The organism is Streptomyces sp. CB02056 (assembly GCF_001905545.1).
GTDB lineage: Bacteria > Actinomycetota > Actinomycetes > Streptomycetales > Streptomycetaceae > Kitasatospora.
On the sequence record NZ_LIPD01000026.1, the window covers coordinates 19,511 to 34,713 of the forward strand.

Consider the following 15,203-nt stretch of genomic DNA (forward strand, 5'->3'; position numbering starts at 1 on the left):
TCGAAGGTGCCATGCCCCCCACACTCGCCTCCGTCGTCCGCAACACGTCGCTCCATCTGACGGTCCTCGCCGGTGCGGATCACCTGGAGCGGCCGGTCCGCTGGGTGCACACCAGTGAGCTGGACGACCCGACGCCGTTCCTGGAGGGTGGTGAGCTGCTGCTCACCACCGGTATCAAGCTGGGCCGTACGGCGGCGCAGTTGCAGGCGTACGTGCACCGGCTGGCCGACGCGGGGGTGGTCGGGCTGGGGCTCGGGGTGGGGTTGTCGCACACGGAGGTGCCGCAGCCGCTGGTGGACGCGGCGGCGCAGCGCGGGCTGCCGTTGCTGCGGGTGCCGGAGCCGACGCCGTTCATCGCGATCAGCAAGGTGGTGTCGGCGGCGCTGGCCGCGGAGCAGTACGAGGCGGTGACGACCAGCTTCGAGGCGCAGGAGGAGCTGACCCGGGCGGCGCTGGGCAAGGACGGCACGACGGCGGTGGTGCGCCGGTTGGCGGCCCGGCTGGGTGGCTGGGCGGCGCTGTACGACGGGTCGGGCGCGCTGTCGGTGGTGGCGCCGGACTGGGCGGCGCGCCGGGCGGGGCGGCTGGCGGCGGAGGTGGACCGGCTGCGTCGGCGTCCGGCGCCGTCGAGTGCGGCGTTGCAGGGGCGCGCGCCGGGGATAGACACGGCGGACGAGGACTACGTGGTGGTCCAGTCGCTGGGGGCGGACCGGCGGGCCCGGGGTTTCCTGGCGGTCGGGACCGAGGACCGGATCACGCCGACCGAGCGGTACGTGCTGAACGCGGCGGTGGCGCTGCTGACCCTCACCCTGGAGCGCTCGCGGGAGCTGCGGCAGGCCGAGGAGCGGATGGGCGCGGCGCTGCTGCGGATGGTGCTGGCCGGTGAGGTGGCGACGGCCCGCCAGGTGGCGGTGGGGCTGTTCGGGGGGCTGCCGGAGGGGACGATACGGGTGCTGGTGGCCGGGGCCGGTCCGGCCAACGCGGATGCCGCGGAGGCGCTCGGGGAGCTGGGCGACCGGGCCGAGCAGGCGGGTGCCCGGGTGGGCGAGAAGCTGCTGGTGGCGCGGGAGGACGGTGCGCACGGGCCGCGGCTGATGGTGCTGGCGCTGGACAACGGCGCGGTGCACCGGGCCTGTCTGGGCGCGGTGGAGGAGCACGAGGGCCTGTCGCTGGGCGTCTCGGCGCCGGCCGCGCTGGAGGAGGCGGGGACGGCGAACGCGCAGGCGGAGCGGGCGCTGGCGGTGGCGCTGCGCGGTGGCCGCCGGTCGGTGGACCACGAGGAGGTCGGCGCGGGGTCGCTGCTGCCGCTGCTCGGCGAGGACGCGGTGACGGCCTTCGCGGAGGGGCTGCTGCGGCCGTTGCGGGAGCACGACCGGACGGCCCGCGGGGATCTGGTGGCCTCGTTGCGGGCGTGGCTGTCGCGGCACGGCCAGTGGGACGCGGCGGCGGCGGATCTGGGTGTGCACCGGCACACGCTGCGCTACCGGATGCGCCGGGTCGAGGAGCTGTTGGGCCGGTCGCTGGACGACACGGACGTGCGGATGGAGCTGTGGCTGGCGCTGCGCTCCGGCGAGGAGTGAGGCGCCGGCGGGGCGTGGGGTTCCGGCGGCCCGCGGGGCGCCGGTAGGACGCGGTGGAGTGGCCCCGGGGGCGAACGCTCCTAGTCGGCCAATCCGGTCGGCGCGCCGCCGCGCCTACCCTCAAAACCGGGTCCCACGTCCGTGGGCCGTAGGACAGACGAGGAGAGGGCCGGTACCACGGTGACCACCACGTACGATTTCTGGCTCGCCGGCCGCCGGGCGAGCGGTGACGCCGACTTCGAGGTGCACAACAGCTGGGACGGCCGTCTGGTCGGCAAGGTGAGCATCCCGACCGAGGCGCAGGTCGAGGAGGCGCTGGACGCCGCCGTGGCCGCGCTGCCGGTGTTCGCCGCCACCCCGGCGCACCAGCGTGCCGCCGCCCTGGACCACGTGGCCAAGCGGCTGACCGAGCGCACCGAGGAGCTCGCCCAGCTGGTCAGTGCCGAGAACGGCAAGCCGATCAAGTGGGCCCGCGGTGAGATCGGCCGCGCGGTGTCGGTCTTCCGCTGGGCCGCCGAGGAGGCGCGCCGCACCAACGGCGAGACCATGCGGCTGGACACCGACCCGGGCGGCGTGGGCCGTTTCGCGGTGGTGCGCCGTTTCCCGCGCGGTGTGGTGCTGGGGATCGCCCCGTTCAACTTCCCGCTGAACCTGGTCGCCCACAAGGTCGCCCCGGCGATCGCGGTCGGCGCCCCGATCATCCTGAAGCCGGCTCCGTCGACCCCGCTGTCGGCGATGGTGCTGGGCGAGATCCTGGCCGAGACCGACCTGCCGGTCGGCTCCTGGTCGATCCTGACCGTGCCGAACGACCGGATGCCGGCCCTGGTGCAGGACGAGCGCCTGCCGGTGATCTCGTTCACCGGTTCGGACAAGGTCGGCTACCAGATCATGGACTCGGTGCCGCGCAAGCACTGCACCCTGGAGCTCGGCGGCAACGCCGCGGCCGTGGTGCTCGCCGACTGGTCCTCGGAGGCCGACCTGGACTGGGCGGCCACCCGGATCGCGATGTTCGCGAACTACCAGGGCGGCCAGTCCTGCATCTCGGTGCAGCGGGTGATCGCCGACGCCTCGGTGTACGACGCGCTGGCGGAGAAGGTCGTCGCCAAGGTCAGGGCGCAGGTCACCGGTGACCCGGCCGACGACGCGACCGACGTCGGCCCGCTGATCGACGAGAACGCCGCGAAGCGCGTCGAGTCCTGGGTCGAGGACGCGGTCGCCAAGGGCGCCAAGGTGCTCACCGGCGGTACCCGTGAGGGTGCGACCTACGCCCCGACCGTGCTGGCCGACCTGCCCGGTGACGCGATCCTGGCCAAGGCCGAGGTGTTCGGCCCGGTGCTGTCGCTGCACAGGGTGGACGGCGTGGACGAGGCCTTCGCGGCCGTCAACGACTCGGCGTTCGGTCTCCAGGCGGGCGTGTTCACCCACGACCTGCAGACCGCCTTCCGCGCCCACCGGGAGCTGGAGGTCGGCGGTGTGATCATCGGCGACGCGCCGTCCTACCGTGCCGACCAGATGCCGTACGGCGGCGTCAAGGACTCCGGTGTCGGCCGTGAGGGCGTCAAGTACGCGATGGACGACTACACCGTCGAGAAGGTCATGGTCCTGACCGGTCTCGACCTCTGAGGCCTCTCAGAGGGCGTTCGATACTGATTTAGGCCGCCGCAGGCGGTTTCGGGCGGAGGTATTGCCCGACTTTGTCGGGGCTGGCGGTCAGGCGGGTGGTCATGGAGTTGACCATGGCCCAGTGGATCATTGAGCGCGACCGGTCCGGCAGTTCCTCGTAGTCGCGGTGGAGCCGCCGGTACCGGGACATGATCCCGAAGGTCTGCTCGACCCGCCAGCGGATCGGCTGGACGACGAAGCCCTTCTGCTCCTTGTCGCGGGCGACCACCTTGACGTCGATGGACAGGGCGGCGCCGTGCTTGACCACGGCGTTGTTGTAGCCGGCGTCCACCCACGCCTTGGTCACGGTGGGCCACCGGACGGCGAGGGTGTCCAGGACCTGTTTGCCTCCGGCGGAGTCCTGGACTCCGGCGGCGGTGACGATCAGGACCAGGAGCAGGCCCAGGGTGTCGGTGGCGATGTGGCGCCTGCGGCCCTTGACCCGTTTCCCGCCGTCGTAGCCCTGGCTGTCGGCCGGGGCGTTCGGTGAGGCCTTCACCGACTGGGCATCGATGATCGCCGCGCTCGGCAGGATCCGTCGGCCCTTCTTCGCCCTGAGCTGGTCACGGAGCGTGTCGTGGATCTGCTCGGCGGTGCCGTCGCCTTCCCACTCCTTGAAGTAGCCGTAAACCGTGGTGTGGGGCGGGAAGTCGTGCGGCAGGTAGCGCCAGGCGATGCCGGTCCGCGCGACGTAGAGGATCGCGTTGACCACTTCACGCAGTTCGGTGGTCGGCTCGCGCCCCTCGGCGCGAGCCGACCGCCAGCGCAGCAGCATCGGTTCGATGAGCTGCCACTGGTCGTCCTTCAGGTCCGAGGGGTACCGGCGTCGTTGCGTCACGATTGATCAATACCGCTGACGCGGGCCCGGCCGCTACGAGATCCTGGAACCGAGTCCGTGCCGCGCCATTGGAAGCCGGACAGTTGGGGGGATTCCCCTATCGAACGCCCTCTCAGACCTCAGAGACCTCTGAGATCGCCGGGGCTGTGAGGCCCCTGACCGACGCGGTGTCGTCGTAGGCGGGAGGGCCCGGTTCGCCGAACCGGGCCCTCTTCGCGTTCGCGCCCCGGCGCGGGCTCAGCCGTCGTGTCCGGCGGCCGCCGCGACCGCTTCCTCGACGGTGGCGTTCCCGGCGACCAGCTCCAGGGTCAGCCCGGCGGTGCCCGGTTCGCGCAGCAGGGCGGCCAGGACGGCGGCGACGTCGGCCCGGTCCACCGCGCCGCGGTCGACGGAGGGGGCGAGCCGGACCAGGCCGGTGCCGGGGCCGTCGGTGAGCCGTCCGGGGCGCAGCACCGTCCAGTCCAGCGCGGTGCGGGCCCGGACGGCGTCGTCGGCGGCGCCCTTGGCCCGCAGGTAGGTCTCGAAGACCTCGTCGGCGGGGAAGCGAGCCTGGGCGTCGGCGGCCATCGCCGAGACCATCAGGTACCGGCGGACCCCGGCGAGTTCGGCGGCGTCGGCGAGCAGCACGGCGGCGTCCCGGTCGACGGTGTTCTTGCGGGCGGCGCCGCTGCCCGGTCCGGCGCCGGCGGCGAAGACCACCGCGTCGGCGCCGGTGAGCAGTGCGGCGAGCCGGGTGGCGGTGGCGGCCTCCAGGTCGAGCAGCAGCGGCTCGGCGCCGGCGTCGACGAGGTCCTGGGCCTGTTCGGGGCGGCGGATGATCCCGGCGGGGCGTTCGCCGCGGGCGGCGAGCAGCCGTTCCAGGTGGAGCGCGATCTGTCCGTGGCCCCCGGCGATGACGGTACGCATGGTCCGACGGTAGTCCGAAGGGTCGGAAGTCGTCCTGGGGAGTGCCGCGAACAGGACACAATGGGCGCATGACTTCGCTCGCCCACCCGCAGCTGCGTTTCACGCCCACCGTGGCGGACCCCTCCGGCCCCCGGGAGCTGGTGATCCTGGGTTCCACCGGGTCGATCGGCACCCAGGCCATCGACGTGGTGCTCCGCAACCCGGACCGTTTCCGGGTGGTCGCCCTGTCGGCGGCGGGCGGTCGGGTGGAGCTGCTGGCCGAGCAGGCGGTGCGGCTGGGCGTGCACACCGTGGCGGTGGCAGATCCGGCGGCCGTCCCGGCGCTGCGCGAGGCGCTGGCCGCGAAGGCGGCGGGCGGTGCGCTGCCGACCGTGCTGGCGGGCCCGGACGCGGCGACCGAGCTGGCGGCCCTGGAGTGCCACTCGGTACTGAACGGCATCACGGGGTCGATCGGCCTGCGGCCGACGCTGGCCGCGCTGAAGGCGGGCCGGGTGCTGGTGCTGGCCAACAAGGAGTCGCTGATCGTCGGCGGTCCGCTGGTGAAGGCGGTGGCGAAGCCGGGCCAGATCGTGCCGGTGGACTCCGAGCACGCGGCGCTGTTCCAGGCGCTGGCCGGCGGTACCCGGGCCGAGGTGCGCAAGCTGGTGGTCACGGCGAGCGGCGGCCCGTTCCGCAACCGCACCCGTGAGCAGCTGGCCGGGGTGACCCCGCAGGACGCGCTGGCGCACCCGACCTGGGCGATGGGCCCGGTCGTCACGATCAACTCGGCCACCCTGGTGAACAAGGGCCTGGAGGTGATCGAGGCGCACCTGCTGTACGACGTGCCGTTCGACCGGATCGAGGTCGTGGTCCACCCGCAGTCGGTGGTGCATTCGATGGTGGAGTTCACCGACGGTTCGACCCTGGCGCAGGCCAGCCCGCCGGACATGCGGATGCCGATCGCGCTGGGCCTGGGCTGGCCGGACCGGGTGCCGGACGCGGCCCCCGCCTGCGACTGGACCAGGGCCGCCACCTGGGAGTTCTTCCCGCTGGACGACGAGGCCTTCCCGGCGGTCGAGCTGGCCCGTGAGGTGGGCACCCTGGGCGGTACCAACCCGGCGGTGTTCAACGCGGCCAACGAGGAGTGTGTGGAGGCGTTCCTGAAGGGCCGCCTCGCTTTCACCGGAATCGTGGACACTGTTGCCAAGGTCGTGGCCGAGCACGGTCAGCGGGACGGCGCTCCGGCGGCGGGAACTTCCCTGACGGTCGAGGACGTCCTGCACGCGGAGGACTGGGCGCGCGCCCGGGCCCGCGAGCTGGCGGCCGGCTGACGGTCGACCGACGACCCCGATTGCGGTAGGACGAGACGATGAGCGGAGCGGCATGACGGAGGACCAGCGGTGGCAACGGTTTTGACGGTGGTCGGCATCCTGGTCTTCGTCATCGGGCTGCTCGTCTCGATCGCCTGGCACGAACTCGGCCACCTCTCCACGGCCAAGCTGTTCGGCATCCGGGTGCCCCAGTACATGGTCGGCTTCGGCCCGACCCTCTGGTCGCGCCGGAAGGGCGAGACCGAGTACGGCATCAAGGCGATCCCGTTCGGCGGGTACATCCGGATGATCGGGATGTTCCCGCCGGGCGAGGACGGCCGGATCACCAAGCGCAGCAGTTCGCCCTGGCGCACCATGATCGAGGACGCCCGCGAGGCCTCCTACGAGGAGCTCCAGGAGGGTGACGAGAGCCGGCTCTTCTACACCCGCAAGCCGTGGAAGCGCATGATCGTGATGTTCGCCGGGCCGTTCATGAACCTGGTCCTGGCGTTCGGGCTCTTCCTGACCGTCATGATGGGCTTCGGCGTCTCGATGACGGTGCCGACCATCGGCTCGGTCGCCCAGTGCGTGGTCAAGGCCGGTCAGCCCACCGACACCTGCCCCGCCGACGCGCCCAAGACCCCGGCCAACGAGGTGGGGCTGCGCCAGGGCGACAAGGTGCTCTCCTTCGACGGCGACCGGATCCGCGACTACGACCAGCTCCAGGCGGACATCCGGAAGTCGGCCGGCAAGCAGGTGGCGATCGTCGTGGAGCGCGGTGGCGAGCGGCTCACCTTCACGCCCACCATCGCCGTCAACGACGTGCAGAAGTACGACGGCAAGGGCGTGCCGCTGAAGGGCCAGACCGTGCAGGCCGGGTTCCTCGGGTTCACCCCGAAGAGCGAAACCGTCCAGCTCGGCTTCGGGCAGTCGGTGGACCGGATGTACGACATGGCCGAGAACGGGGTGAAGTCGCTGGCCGCCCTGCCGGGCAAGATCCCCGGGCTGTGGAACGCCGTCGTCGGCGACGCCCCGCGCGACCCGGACTCCCCGGTCGGCATGGTCGGCGCGGCCCGGGTCAGCGGTGAGGTCTTCTCGCTCGACCTGCCCGCCACCCAGCGGATCGCGTTCTTCGTGAACCTGCTGGCCGGCATCAACCTGTCGCTCTTCCTCTTCAACATGCTGCCGCTGCTCCCGCTGGACGGCGGGCACATCGCCGGCGCGGCCTGGGAGGCGGTCCGGCGCCGCTTCGCACAGCTGTTCAGGCGGCCCGACCCGGGCCCGTTCGACGTCGCCAGGCTGATGCCGGTGGCGTACGTGGTGGCCAGCATCTTCATCGGCTTCACGCTCCTGGTGATGGTCGCCGACCTGGTGAACCCGGTGAAGATCAGTTAGGGCGTTCGGGTACCACGGGTGTGCTGGGCGCCGTTGCGGTGCCGTACCGTGGAGGCCGGGTGCGCGATCGTCAGCGCGCCCGGCCTCGGCCGTGTCACGGCCGGGCGGTCGACCACACCTCAACCCCGGGGAACCCTGCGCACATGACCGCGATCTCGCTCGGTATTCCGTCCCTGCCGCTCAAGCCGCTGGCCAAGCGCCGCTACTCCCGGCAGATCATGGTCGGCAACGTGCCGGTCGGCGGCGACGCCCCGGTCTCGGTGCAGTCGATGACCACCACGGTCACCTCCGACATCAACGCCACGCTGCAGCAGATCGCCCAGCTCACCGCGTCCGGCTGCCAGATCGTCCGGGTCGCCGTCCCCACGCAGGACGACGCCGACGCGCTGCCGATCATCGCCAAGAAGTCGCAGATCCCGGTCATCGCGGACATCCACTTCCAGCCGAAGTACGTCTTCGCCGCGATCGACGCCGGCTGCGCCGCGGTGCGCGTGAACCCGGGCAACATCAAGCAGTTCGACGACAAGGTCGGCGAGATCGCCAAGGCCGCCAAGGACGCGGGCGTGCCGATCCGGATCGGCGTCAACGCCGGCTCGCTGGACAAGCGCCTGCTGGAGAAGTACGGCCGGGCCACCCCGGAGGCGCTGGTCGAGTCGGCGCTGTGGGAGTGCTCGCTGTTCGAGGAGCACGACTTCCGCGACATCAAGATCTCGGTCAAGCACAACGACCCGGTCGTGATGATCAACGCCTACCGCCAGCTCGCCGCCGCGTGCGACTACCCGCTGCACCTCGGCGTGACCGAGGCCGGGCCGGCCTTCCAGGGCACCATCAAGTCGGCGGTCGCCTTCGGCGCGCTGCTGGCCGAGGGCATCGGCGACACCATCCGGGTCTCGCTCTCCGCCCCGCCGGCCGAGGAGATCAAGGTCGGCAACCAGATCCTGGAGTCGCTCGGGCTGCGCGAGCGCGGCCTGGAGATCGTCTCCTGCCCGTCCTGCGGGCGCGCCCAGGTGGACGTCTACAAGCTCGCGGAGGAGGTCACCGCCGGGCTGGAGGGCATGGAGGTGCCGCTGCGGGTGGCCGTCATGGGCTGCGTCGTGAACGGCCCGGGCGAGGCCCGGGAGGCCGACCTCGGGGTCGCCTCCGGCAACGGCAAGGGCCAGATCTTCGTCAAGGGCGAGGTCATCAAGACCGTTCCGGAGTCGAAGATCGTCGAGACCCTGATCGAGGAGGCCCTCAAGCTCGCCGAGCAGATGCAGGCGGCGGGTGTCGAGGCGGGGGCGCCGACCGTGGTCGCCGGGGAGTGAGGGGCCGCGGGGGGAGCGGCCCCCGCGCAGCGTGTTTCCGACAGCCGTAGGTTGTCCTGACCGTGCGGGAGCGTCCGCGCGGTGTTTTCCGGAAGCGGGGCCGTCCGTTCGCGGACGGCCCCGCGGCCGTAGCCGGGTGGGGCCACGGAGTAGGGTGCGGCCAGAGTCGTCTCAGTGAGGTGCTGTCCCGATGCTCGATCGCGGTGTGATGCTCCCGAGCTCCTTCCAGGCCGCCCGGGCCCTGGCCACCACCCGCGTGCTGGAGCCGCCGGACCTGCCGGAGGCCCTGGAGATCCTCCACCGCGACCCGGTGGCCAACGCCTTCGTCGCGACCAGGGTCGAGGCCGTCGGGCTGGACCCGTGGCGGCTCGGCGGGGAGATGTGGGGCTGGTACGACGGGGACGGCGTGCTGGGCGCGCTCTGCTACGCCGGGGCGAACCTGGTCCTGGTCGACGCCGGGCCGGAAGCGGTCGCGGCGTTCGCGGAACGGGCCCGCCGCCAGGGGCGGCGCTGCTCCTCGATCGTCGGGCCGGCGGCGGCCACGGCGGCCTTCTGGGCACTGCTGGAGCGCAGTTGGGGCCCGCCCCGGGACGTACGGGCGCACCAGCCGCTGATGGCGACCTCGGTGCCGTCGGCGGAGATCGCGCCGGATCCGCTGGTGCGGAGGGTGCGGCGCAACGAGGTCGAGACCCTGATGCCGGCCTGCGTGGCGATGTTCACCGAGGAGGTGGGAGTGTCGCCGCTCGCCGGGGACGGAGGGCTCCTCTACCAGGCCCGGGTGGCCGAACTCGTGTCCACCGGACGGTCGTTCGCGCGGTTCGGCGAGGACGGGCAGGTCGTCTTCAAGGCGGAGATCGGGGCGGTGACGGAGGGGGCCTGCCAGATCCAGGGGGTCTGGGTCGCTCCGGAGCACCGGGGGCGGGGGCTCTCCGAGACGGGGATGGCGGCGGTCCTGGAGGTCGCGTTGCGGGAGGTGGCGCCGGTGGTGTCGCTGTACGTCAACGACTTCAACCTGCGGGCCCGGGCCGCGTACCGGCGGGTGGGGTTCCAGGAGGTCGGGGCGTTCATGAGCGTGCTGTTCTGAGCGGCCCGTTCGGGCCGCGCGGGGCGCTGTTGGGATCTTCGGCCGCGCCGCGGGGCCGCTGGTAGTAACGTCCGGAGCATGGATCAGCTGACCGGGGTGACGATCGGGGCCATCGACCTCGCGGACTGGGCGCCGCAGGCGCTGGAGGTCCAGGCGGTGGCGTTCGGGCTGACGCCCGAGGAGGTCGCGGTACGGCTGCACATCGTGGGGCGGCACGCCCAGCAGCCGGGGGTGATCGCGCTCGGGGCGATGAGCGGGGGGCGGCTGGTCGGGTTCGGGTACGGGATGCCCAACCAGCGGGAGCACTGGTGGAGCACGGTGATCGAGCCCTACCTGGCCGCCCGCGGGTACGGGGACTGGCTGGACGGGGTCTTCGCCGTCACCGAACTGCACGTGCTGCCGGAGTTCCAGGGGCAGGGGGTCGGCTCGCGGATCATCCGGACGCTGTGCGAGGGGTCGGGGCTGGAGCGGAGCATCCTCTCGGCGATCGACGCGGAGACGCCGGCGCGGCGGCTCTACCGGGCGCTGGGGTACCGGGACCTGGCGCGGGCGGTGCGCTTCCCGGCGACGGACCGGCTGTACGCGGTGATGGGGGCGCCGTTGCCCCTGCGGGGGGCCGGGGGGTAACTGCCGTCGAGGCGGGGGGAGTTGGCGGGCCCCGCGGGTCAGAGGGTGTCGGCGAACTCGAGGTAGAGCTCGGCGTCCTCGCGGCGGTCCGCGGTGAGGGCGCGGAGCGCGAGGTCGACGGCGCGGAAGAGGGTCCAGCCGCGGAGGCGGTCCTGGTCGACCTCGAGGGCTTCGGAGAGCCGGCCCAGGCGGCGGCGGACGGCGGCGGGGGCGCCGGGGGAACCGAACAGGGTGTCGGCGCGGTCCAGCGCCAGCCGGGCCAGGTCGTAGGCGCGTTCGCCGGCCAGCGGGCGCGGGTCGACGGCCAGCCAGGGGGCGCGGTCGGCGGCCAGGACGTTGCCGTGGTGGAAGTCGCCGTGCAGGAGGAAGGACTCCTCGGCGGAGCCGGCCAGGTCCCGGGCGGTGTCCAGGGCCTCGGCGATCAGCTGCCGCGCCTCGGCGGCGACGGGGTGGGGGAGTTCCGCGAGACGGGCGGCGGCGTCGACCCGCTGGGAGAGCGCGGGGAACGGGTGGCCCTCGGGGAGCTCCGTCCAGAGGCGGTGCAGCAGGCTGGTGGCCTCCAGCATGGCCTTGGGCTCGGCGAGCGAGCGCAGCGGGATCCCGCCGTGGAGGCGTTCGAGCAGCAGGACGCCCTCGGCGGGGGCGGAGTCGAGCAGGAGGACGGCTCCGCGGCCGGCCCAGTGGGCCAGGGCGGTGTGCTCGTGGATGGTCTCGGGGGTGGGGAATCCGACCTTGAGGACGGCGGGGGAGAGGTCGTCGCGGTGGACGTACGCGACGAGGCTGAGGCTGCCGCCGGGGTCGAGGACCCGTTCCAGGGTGAGGTTCCAGGCGGCCAGGTGGGCGGCGGTCCTGGCGGGGAGGGTGGCGAGCCAGGGGTGGGCGGCTTCGCCTTGGGTGGCGGTGACGCTGTGCGTCAGCCAGGTGGGGACGGTGATGGTGGGTTCGGCTCCCGACATGGGTCCATTGTGGGGGTTTGGGGTGGGGGGTGGGCTCTCGGGGGGGGGGGGGGGGGGGGGTGGCTCCGGGGGTGGTCGCTCCGGGGGCTGGATGATTTTCAGACTGCCGACCCTGGAGGTGGGGCGTTCAGATCGTTGGCAGTCTGAAAATCACCCGTCACGCCCCTCTCCGCGGCCACCCCCTGCGCCACCCCCTCCCGCAGCGCGTCCCTCTCGCTAGAGGGGAGGGGCGGGTGGGTGGGGGTGGGGGAGGGGGCCTTGGTGCGGGAGGTGGGGGCTGGGGGGGGGGGGGGTGTTGCGGGCGCGCGGGCTTTCGCCCGGCGCGCCCGCTGAGGGGGGTGTCAGAGGGGGGTGCCAGAAGGGGGTGTCAGGTGGGGATGCCCGGGAGGGCGGGGGTGGGGGCGCCCCAGGTGTGGGCGCGGAGGGTGGCTTCGCGGAGGGCGGTGGCGGCGAAGGGGCGGTAGGGGGTGGGGAGGGTGAGGAGCAGGTCGGCGTAGGTGGTGGTCAGGCGGGTTTCCAGGTGGACGGCGAGTTTGGCGGCGTCGGTGGGGGAGGTGACGGGGAAGGGGAGCTGGTAGCCGGCGGCGGCGGGGGTGGGGGCGGCGGTGACGGAGGTGAGGAGGCGTTGCCAGGCGTCGCGTTGGGCCTGGTGGGCGGCGTGGGTGGTGCGGGCGGCGGTGCGCTGGGGGTCGTCGGGGAGGTGGGCGCCGACCACGCCGTAGCCATAGACGGCGGCGTGTTCGGCGCTGAGGGCGGCTTGGAGGGCGGGGACGGCGGCGTTGGCGTCGGCGGCGCGTTCGGTGGTGGTGCTGCCGGCGGTGGTGGTGCCGTCGGGGGTTTTGACGGGGGTCTGGTCGCCGAGGGCCGCGGCGTGCAGGGCGTTGCCGGCGGAGACGGAGGCGAGCAGGCGGGCGAGGGGCGGGCTGACCTCGTCGAGGCCCTGGAGGTGGGACTCGGCGGTCCGGTGCTCCATGAGGGCCAGCTCGGGGAGGGTGGGGAGGGCGCGGGACGGGGTGCCGGTGGGGGAGGGGCTCGCGCTCGGCAGGCCCTGGGCGAGGGCGGCGCGGTGCCGGGCGGTGTCGTCGCGCAGCGGTTGGAGCAGGGCGGTCTGGGCGCCCGGGGCGGTGAGCAGGCTGTCGTAGGCGCCGAGCAGGAGGTCGGTGTCGGCGATCGCGCGCAGGCGGGCCGGGGTGTCGAGGTCGCGGGGTGGGGTGGGGCTGGCCGGGTGGGCGCCGTGGGGGTCGGCGGTGCAGGCGGTGAGGGTGGTGAGCAGTCCGAGGGCCAGGAAGGTCCGTCGGCTGGGCGGCTGCATCGGGATCACTCCGGGCGGGTACGGGAGGACGGCCTCCCCGCCTGCCCTCGTTGGCGTGAATGATTACAGAATCCCCACGTTCCCGGGTGCGGTTCGGGGATGCCGTGCCGGGTGTGAGCTTGCTCGCAGTGGGTGGCGTGGGCGTGGTCGGCGGAGGTCCGGAATCGGTGGTTGGGGGCTTGACCGGATAGGCTTTGGGCCGAGCTGCCGTGACCCGGTGTGGCACACCGGGGGCGCGGGGCGACCTTCTGACAACAGCAGACGCGGCCGAGGAGTCCACCCGGATGAGCACCACCCACACCGACCGGCTGCGAGCGTTGCTGGAGCCGCTGGCCGAGCAGGCCGGACTGGATCTGGAGGACGTCAGGGTCACCCGGGCGGGCAGCCGTCGGCAGGTGCAGATCGACGTCGACACCGACGGCGGCGTGGACATGGACGCCATCGCCGAGTTCAGCCGGGTGGTCGGTGAGGCCCTGGACGAGTCGGACCTGATGGGGGACGACGCGTACCTGCTGGAGGTCGGCTCGCCGGGTGCGGAGCGTCCGCTGGTCCTGCCCCGGCACTGGCAGCGCGCCGAGGGTCGGCTGGCCAAGATCCACCTGGAGGACGGCGGGGAGATCGTCGCCCGGGTGCTGGAGGCCGACGAGGACGGCGCACTGGTCGAGGTGCAGCCGGTGAAGGGACGCGGCCGTCCGAAGGAGCGCCGTCTGGCGTACGCGGAGGTGGCCCGGGCGCGCGTCCAGGTCGAGTTCAACCGCAAGGACGACGAGCTCCTGGACGAGGCCGCGGACTTCGACGAGGGGGAGGACGGCGCCGAGTGAACCCCCGGTGCCGTACGACCATGACGAACGTGACGAAAGACGAGGAGGCGTAGCCGTGGACATCGACATGAGTGCCCTGCGCACGCTGGTCAACGAGAAGAACATCCCCTTCGACCTGCTGGTCGAGTCCATCGAGTCCGCCCTCCTCACCGCGTACCACCGCACCGAGGGCTCGCGCCGGCGGGCCCGGGTGAACCTGGACCGCAAGAGCGGCCACGTCACCGTGTGGGCGATGGAGGACCCGGCGGAGCTGGACGAGGGCGTCGAGCCGAAGGAGTTCGACGACACCCCGAGCGGCTTCGGCCGGATCGCGTCCAGCATCGGCATCCAGGTGATGATGCAGCGTCTGCGCGACGCCGCGGACGACCAGACCTTCGGTGAGTACGCGGGCAAGGAGGGCGACATCGTCACCGGTGTCGTCCAGCAGGGCAACGACCCGAAGAACGTGCTGGTCGACATCGGCAAGCTGGAGGCCATCCTGCCGCCGCAGGAGCAGGTCCCGGGCGAGGACTACCGGCACGGCACCCGCCTGAAGTGCTACGTGGTGGCCGTGCGCCGCGGCGTGCGCGGGGCCTCGGTGACGCTGTCGCGCACCCACCCCAGCCTGGTGAAGAAGCTGTTCGCGCTGGAGGTCCCGGAGATCGCGGACGGCAGCGTGGAGATCGCGGCGATCGCCCGTGAGGCCGGCCACCGGACCAAGATCGCGGTCTGGTCGCGCCGCCAGGGCCTGAACGCCAAGGGCGCCTGCATCGGCCCGATGGGCTCCCGGGTGCGCGCCGTGATGGGCGAGCTGCACGGCGAGAAGATCGACATCGTCGACTGGTCCGAGGACCCCCGGGAGATGGTGGCCGCCGCCCTGTCGCCCGCACGGGTGACCAGCGTGGAGATCGTGGACGCCGCCCAGCGTTCCGCCCGGGTGATCGTGCCGGACTACCAGCTGTCGCTGGCGATCGGCAAGGAGGGGCAGAACGCCCGCCTGGCCGCGCGCCTGACCGGGTGGCGGATCGACATCCGGCCGGACACCGAGGTCCCCGCCGAGGAATCGCAGGCCCGGTAATCATCGTTGTCGTGTGCGCCCCTGCCGGTCCTCCGGGATCGGCGGGGCGGCGCCATGTCGCTTCGGAGGGGTAGACTTGCCTTCGTCTGGCCGGACGCATGTCCGAGCACGCCCGGAACGCACCTGCGTGGGCTGCCGCAAGCGAGCGGCCAAGCACCAGCTGTTGCGTGTCACGGCGGTCGAGGGCGAGTGCGTCCCTGATCCCCGCGGCGCACTCCCGGGCCGGGGAGCTCACCTGCACCCCGATCCGGCCTGCCTCGACCTCGCGGTCCGCCGTCGGGCGTTCCCCCGGGCCTTCCGGCTCCAGGGCGCGCTCGACACCGAGCGGCTCCGCGGGTTCATCGGGGAGCTGGTGGGCGGAGCCCCCTAGCC

The 15,203-nt window shown here is 72.9% G+C and carries 14 protein-coding genes; 10 read left to right on the plus strand and 4 right to left on the minus strand.

The features are described 5' to 3' along the window. Window positions 1-11: 11 nt before the first annotated feature. Window positions 12-1,580 (plus strand): PucR family transcriptional regulator, encoded by a 1,569-nt coding sequence (locus AMK13_RS39670; RefSeq protein WP_049651301.1) that lies wholly within the window; start codon window positions 12-14, stop codon window positions 1,578-1,580. A 180-nt stretch (window positions 1,581-1,760) separates the two neighbouring features. Then, window positions 1,761-3,203 (plus strand): aldehyde dehydrogenase family protein, encoded by a 1,443-nt coding sequence (locus AMK13_RS39675; protein ID WP_049651300.1) that lies wholly within the window; start codon window positions 1,761-1,763, stop codon window positions 3,201-3,203. A 28-nt stretch (window positions 3,204-3,231) separates the two neighbouring features. Here the strand turns inward: AMK13_RS39675 and AMK13_RS39680 are convergent, their stop codons facing one another. Next, a complete protein-coding gene (locus AMK13_RS39680) occupies window positions 3,232-4,080 on the minus strand; it encodes an IS5 family transposase (protein ID WP_074006399.1) in 849 nt (282 codons plus the stop codon). A gap of 237 nt (window positions 4,081-4,317) precedes the next feature. Then, window positions 4,318-4,986, minus strand: a complete 669-nt coding sequence (locus tag AMK13_RS39685) for an NAD(P)H-binding protein (RefSeq protein ID WP_074006400.1) — start codon at window positions 4,984-4,986, stop codon at window positions 4,318-4,320. Between the two features lie 68 nt (window positions 4,987-5,054). On the opposite strand from AMK13_RS39685, the gene dxr reads away from it, so the two are divergent. From dxr to AMK13_RS39710, 5 genes are all read left to right on the plus strand, one after another. Beyond that, window positions 5,055-6,296 (plus strand): 1-deoxy-D-xylulose-5-phosphate reductoisomerase, encoded by a 1,242-nt coding sequence (gene dxr, locus AMK13_RS39690; RefSeq protein ID WP_049651298.1) that lies wholly within the window; start codon window positions 5,055-5,057, stop codon window positions 6,294-6,296. Window positions 6,297-6,365: 69 nt separating this feature from the next. Beyond that, a complete protein-coding gene (locus tag AMK13_RS39695; protein WP_049651297.1) occupies window positions 6,366-7,670 on the plus strand; it encodes a M50 family metallopeptidase in 1,305 nt (434 codons plus the stop codon). Between the two features lie 143 nt (window positions 7,671-7,813). Continuing rightward, window positions 7,814-8,974: a flavodoxin-dependent (E)-4-hydroxy-3-methylbut-2-enyl-diphosphate synthase gene (gene ispG / locus AMK13_RS39700; RefSeq protein WP_049651296.1), complete on the plus strand. Its 1,161-nt coding sequence runs from the start codon at window positions 7,814-7,816 to the stop codon at window positions 8,972-8,974. Window positions 8,975-9,182: 208 nt separating this feature from the next. After that, window positions 9,183-10,058 carry a GNAT family N-acetyltransferase gene (locus AMK13_RS39705; protein WP_049651309.1) on the plus strand — a complete coding sequence of 292 codons (876 nt, stop codon included), beginning with the start codon at window positions 9,183-9,185 and terminating at the stop codon, window positions 10,056-10,058. 78 nt (window positions 10,059-10,136) lie between these two features. Then, window positions 10,137-10,685, plus strand: coding sequence for a GNAT family N-acetyltransferase (locus AMK13_RS39710; RefSeq protein WP_049651295.1), 549 nt, complete (start codon window positions 10,137-10,139; stop codon window positions 10,683-10,685). A 38-nt stretch (window positions 10,686-10,723) separates the two neighbouring features. Here the strand turns inward: AMK13_RS39710 and AMK13_RS39715 are convergent, their stop codons facing one another. Further along, window positions 10,724-11,641: an aminoglycoside phosphotransferase family protein gene (locus AMK13_RS39715; RefSeq protein WP_074006401.1), complete on the minus strand. Its 918-nt coding sequence runs from the start codon at window positions 11,639-11,641 to the stop codon at window positions 10,724-10,726. Window positions 11,642-12,008: 367 nt separating this feature from the next. Next, window positions 12,009-12,953 carry a ferritin-like domain-containing protein gene (locus tag AMK13_RS46250; protein WP_274538716.1) on the minus strand — a complete coding sequence of 315 codons (945 nt, stop codon included), beginning with the start codon at window positions 12,951-12,953 and terminating at the stop codon, window positions 12,009-12,011. 284 nt (window positions 12,954-13,237) lie between these two features. Between AMK13_RS46250 and rimP the strand changes: the two genes are divergently transcribed. From rimP to AMK13_RS39735, 3 genes are all read left to right on the plus strand, one after another. Continuing rightward, entirely contained in the window at window positions 13,238-13,774 is a 537-nt protein-coding gene (gene rimP / locus AMK13_RS39725) for a ribosome maturation factor RimP (protein ID WP_074006402.1), read from the plus strand. A 55-nt stretch (window positions 13,775-13,829) separates the two neighbouring features. Continuing rightward, a complete protein-coding gene (gene nusA, locus AMK13_RS39730; protein ID WP_049659751.1) occupies window positions 13,830-14,831 on the plus strand; it encodes a transcription termination factor NusA in 1,002 nt (333 codons plus the stop codon). A gap of 76 nt (window positions 14,832-14,907) precedes the next feature. After that, entirely contained in the window at window positions 14,908-15,201 is a 294-nt protein-coding gene (locus AMK13_RS39735; RefSeq protein WP_074006403.1) for a YlxR family protein, read from the plus strand. The last annotated feature ends 2 nt before the right edge of the window (window positions 15,202-15,203 follow it).

Bases quoted from the DNA above. Each gene is read 5' to 3' on its own strand.
- AMK13_RS39670 (WP_049651301.1), top strand. From the start codon at position 12: ATGCCCCCCACACTCGCCTCCGTCGTCCGCAACACGTCGCTCCATCTG.
- AMK13_RS39685 (WP_074006400.1), bottom strand. From the start codon at position 4,986: ATGCGTACCGTCATCGCCGGGGGCCACGGACAGATCGCGCTCCACCTG.
- dxr (WP_049651298.1), top strand. From the start codon at position 5,055: ATGACTTCGCTCGCCCACCCGCAGCTGCGTTTCACGCCCACCGTGGCG.
- ispG (WP_049651296.1), top strand. From the start codon at position 7,814: ATGACCGCGATCTCGCTCGGTATTCCGTCCCTGCCGCTCAAGCCGCTG.
- AMK13_RS39705 (WP_049651309.1), top strand. From the start codon at position 9,183: ATGCTCCCGAGCTCCTTCCAGGCCGCCCGGGCCCTGGCCACCACCCGC.
- AMK13_RS39710 (WP_049651295.1), top strand. From the start codon at position 10,137: ATGGATCAGCTGACCGGGGTGACGATCGGGGCCATCGACCTCGCGGAC.
- AMK13_RS39715 (WP_074006401.1), bottom strand. From the start codon at position 11,641: ATGTCGGGAGCCGAACCCACCATCACCGTCCCCACCTGGCTGACGCAC.
- AMK13_RS46250 (WP_274538716.1), bottom strand. From the start codon at position 12,953: ATGCAGCCGCCCAGCCGACGGACCTTCCTGGCCCTCGGACTGCTCACC.
- rimP (WP_074006402.1), top strand. From the start codon at position 13,238: ATGAGCACCACCCACACCGACCGGCTGCGAGCGTTGCTGGAGCCGCTG.